We start from the raw sequence: 2,227 nt of genomic DNA on the forward strand, positions 1-2,227 counted from the left end.
CTGGCTTGATCAATACAATCATAGTTAAAACAACAGATATTGCTCTTTACCCACTTAGTGTCTTTTTGGAGGCTTGAAAATCTCTGTGGTTGGATTGGTACAATAAGAAAATTTTACTCTCTAGTTGTTGACCCACTATGGCGTTTTTTTGTTGCTGTAAAATTAGAACAATGATATAAAAAACAAACACTTTAAAAGGATGGAATGATAATGTACCCGTTTCAAAGAACAGTCAAAAACGATGTTTACACTTTCTATTATGATGAGTCAAACAACGTGAGGAAACTGTATCTGTCTAAGCAAATAGATGGTTATAACGTAGATCACGATGAAGATAAAAATACCGGTGTAAATTTTATCTTAGGCGGGATTGCTCATAAAGGGGATAGCTCTACTGCTAATTTTGATGCTCTAAAAAAAAAGATAATGTTACAATCAACCGCGAAAGAGATAAAGCTAAAGCAGATAGCAACAGGTGATTTTATCTATATGCTAAACTCTAAAAAACTTACAGGTTTTTTAGAGTGGTTAAACGAAAGTGATTTGTTTATTCAGTATTTTAATTTAAATATGGAATACTGGTCTTATCTTGACATAATAGAAGATTGTGTTTTGTTCTGTATGGAAAAAAATCTTCTCAGATTTTACGATGAGATTCAGTTCAGACAGTATCAGGATCTTCATAAAGATGAGTTGTATAAAGTTATTCTGAATGATAAAACTTCTTTCATAAAGGAACTTAAAAGTTTTGACTATCCATATTTAGGAGGGAAAGAGCGAGAGTTTTTAAAAGTCATGTTCAATCTGACAGCAGAATATGCAGAAAGGATTTTCAACTTTCCTTTATCTACACAAGATGAGAAGCTACAAATAAATAGCTTATGTGATCTCTTGGAAATGTGCATTGAAAATGGTATGGAAGAGTTTACTTTTACATTAGATGAGCGCTTTGATAATGAAGTTCGGGATAATGATAATTATATTTTAGATGCTTTCACTTTCTTCTACCGACATAGAGCAACCGAGTTTTCTGAAAGTAAACACAGATTTGATGTGGAAGAGATCGTTAAAGAAGAGTTTGATAAGCAAAAAAAACACGATAAAGAGTTAGCAAAAGTAGATATAAGCTTTATTGTTTCTGATGATAATTATTTTGTTCAAGTCAGCGATGTTGTAGCAGGGCTCTTCCAAAGATATTTTCATTACATAAATATAAGTAAGATTGTTGACGTTAAAACTGTCAGAGCATCCCTCAACCCATTACAGCTAAAGAATCTGGAGTTATTCAAATCACTAATTATTAAGTCTGATAATGAGAATGATAGTTTCCTTTTCTACGTAATGTCTAAGAGTGAGCACGAGAAACACATAGCTTTTACTTTTCCTGAAAACGCATAACAGCAGGATGTATGGCAACTGTTTTATATAGAACCTACCTCGGCTGGTATGCTTTCGTTGTTATATTATTGACCTTCGGCTACAGGCATGGTAGGAGCTACTATCAGCCTACCAATCATTGCGGCTGTTGGGTTTGTCGCTGGTAAGGCATTTTTCTCTGATAATGTTGTGTTCAGGCGAAGGATGTAGTTGGCTACAAATATCGAACCGACTCAGTATATAGTCTGGTGGTGGTTCATTAGATTAAACGGAAATTATTTCCCGATGATCTTATTTGTTTTGTCCTTTATGTTCTATATCCTGATGTCCTCCTATGTGGAACCTTGTCTTTGCTGGTTCGTGTTATGAGAACGATGTGATGATCTCGTTCTGACTAATCCTGCTTAGGTGTAATAACAATGAAATAAGGGAAAATAGTTAATGTGCATCTTGTTTGTGAAAAATTTGACTTCTTTTCATTTAATATGCTAAACTGCTCTCAGTTATCTATTGATAGTTGACCGTTCGGTGGAGTGATCCCAATATCTTATAGAGAATGATTGGGCAGGCTACTGACTTGTGTTGGTTCAGTCTTGAGGCAAGCACCAAAAGCTTTTGCTTTAGCGCCGCAACCCTCCTGATTGCCGCAGCGGGATGCAGATCATTAGAATGATAGATAAAAGCGGAAGATCAATATTTTTGATTTCCGCTTTTTCTTTTTAAAAATGATCATTAGTAAACATGTTTAGATGAGTTTTCCCATTTTCTGCTGTGATTATATCATTATGGCAATTTGGGAATTGCCCTGAAATATAGGTTTTATCACCGTCTCCCTTGCTGACGTTATAGT

General features: G+C 34.8%; 1 protein-coding gene and 1 pseudogene. Both read left to right on the forward strand.

What is annotated here, in order from left to right; all coding sequences use genetic code 11:
- Positions 1 to 210 precede the first annotated feature (210 nt).
- Positions 211 to 1,398 carry a DUF3800 domain-containing protein gene (locus tag M989_RS06005; protein ID WP_083965127.1) on the forward strand — a complete coding sequence of 396 codons (1,188 nt, stop codon included), beginning with the start codon at positions 211 to 213 and terminating at the stop codon, positions 1,396 to 1,398.
- Positions 1,395 to 1,587: pseudogene (locus M989_RS24410) on the forward strand (hypothetical protein). Before M989_RS06005 ends, M989_RS24410 begins: the two are co-directional and overlap by 4 nt.
- Positions 1,588 to 2,227 lie beyond the last annotated feature (640 nt).

Source organism: Kluyvera georgiana ATCC 51603 (assembly GCF_001654985.1).
Taxonomy (GTDB): domain Bacteria; phylum Pseudomonadota; class Gammaproteobacteria; order Enterobacterales; family Enterobacteriaceae; genus Kluyvera; species Kluyvera georgiana.